General features: G+C 63.5%; 1 protein-coding gene. It reads right to left on the bottom strand.

The features are described 5' to 3' along the window. Nucleotides 1-42: 42 nt before the first annotated feature. A partial coding sequence (locus ON45_RS23335) for an apurinic/apyrimidinic endonuclease family protein (protein WP_040496650.1) occupies nucleotides 43-661 on the bottom strand: 619 nt, incomplete at its 5' end.

The following is a 661-nucleotide window of genomic DNA, read 5'->3' as shown; positions in this document are numbered from 1 at the left end:
GTGCCATCGGGTGTCTGACACCCGATGGCACGAAGACGTTGCTCATGTCGTTGCCCAGATGGTGTGGTTCACGTGGTTCTCCAAGTGTTCCTGGCGACCGGATACGGGGCGGGGGTCGAGACCGCTGCGGGTCACCTCTTCAGCGATCGAGTCCAGCGTCGCACCTTCGGCTCCGATGAGCTGACCGAGGCCCCGGTTCCAACCCGAGTAGCGCTGCTCCCGTGCGCCGTCGAGTGTCCCGTCGGCGATCAATTGCTCGGCGACCAGCAATGACTGGGCGAGCGTGTCGATCCCCCCGATGTGGCCGTGGAACAGGTCGTTGCGATCCAGGCTCTGACGGCGCAACTTGGTGTCGAAGTTGAAGCCACCGGTCGTGAACCCGCCGGCGCGCAGGATCTCGAACATCGCCAGCGAGAGTTCCTCGACCGAGTTCGGGAACTGGTCGGTGTCCCACCCGTTCTGCGGATCTCCACGATTCGCATCGACGCTTCCGAAGATCCCGTTCTGGAGTGCGTAGGCGACTTCGTGATGAAAGCTGTGGCCCGCCAACGTCGCGTGGTTGACCTCGATGTTGACCCGATACTCGTCGGCCAGGCCATAGCGGTCGAGGAAGCCGTGCACCGTGGCCGAGTCGTAGTCGTACTGGTGCTTGGTCGGCTCC

Origin of the sequence: Ilumatobacter nonamiensis YM16-303, assembly GCF_000350145.1 — a bacterium.
GTDB classification, from domain to species: domain Bacteria; phylum Actinomycetota; class Acidimicrobiia; order Acidimicrobiales; family Ilumatobacteraceae; genus Ilumatobacter_A; species Ilumatobacter_A nonamiensis.
This window is presented reverse-complemented; position numbering and strand designations above follow the sequence as displayed.